Origin of the sequence: Collinsella sp. LCP19S3_D3 (assembly GCF_052121455.1) — a bacterium.
GTDB lineage: Bacteria > Actinomycetota > Coriobacteriia > Coriobacteriales > Coriobacteriaceae > Collinsella.
Genome location: NZ_JBQKEF010000064.1, coordinates 1 through 582 on the forward strand (window position 1 = coordinate 1; position 582 = coordinate 582).

Below are 582 nucleotides of genomic sequence, written 5' to 3' on the forward strand. Positions count from 1 at the left end.
GAGCCGTGACCGGAATCGGTGAAAATACGTTAGCGCAACCGGTGAAACCGCCTTTGCGCGAACGGCGCGCCTGTTTAGCGAAACTGGTGAAAAATAGATTGACGCTAACAGGTCGCCGCCCGCGCCGACAAGCGCGGCTACGTCGAGGCCGACGGGCGCGAGTACGTCGCCGGGCCCGCCTGGCACGGGCGGAGCCTGCTCGTCGGCATGCGCGCGACGACGGTGGAGATCCTCGCCGACCGCGGCCGCCGGGTCGCCGTCCTCCCCAGGGCCTTCGGGGAGGGCCCCGCGGTCCGGAACCCCCTCTCGCTCGTGCCCGCCATCATCGCCAGGCCGAGGGCCTTCGGGGAGTCGACGATCAGGCGCGACATGCCGCCGGGGCTCGTCGAGGGGATCGACCGGATGGACTCCGCCGGCAGGAGGCGCACGCTCAGGTCGATCGGCCGGGCGAGCGAGTCCTCGGGCTTCGAGGCGGCATGCGAGGCGGCGCTCAGGGTCGTCGAGGGCGGCCGCGTCCCCGACGACGCCACGGTCGACGTGCTGGCGAGGCGCATCGCGGGAGGCGGCGGCGGGGCCGGCGGG

At 73.0% G+C, this 582-nt stretch carries 1 pseudogene; it reads left to right on the top strand.

The window, feature by feature from the left end:
- Window positions 1-123: 123 nt before the first annotated feature.
- A pseudogene (locus ACTQXM_RS09055) lies at window positions 124-582 on the top strand (IS21 family transposase); the annotation flags it as partial.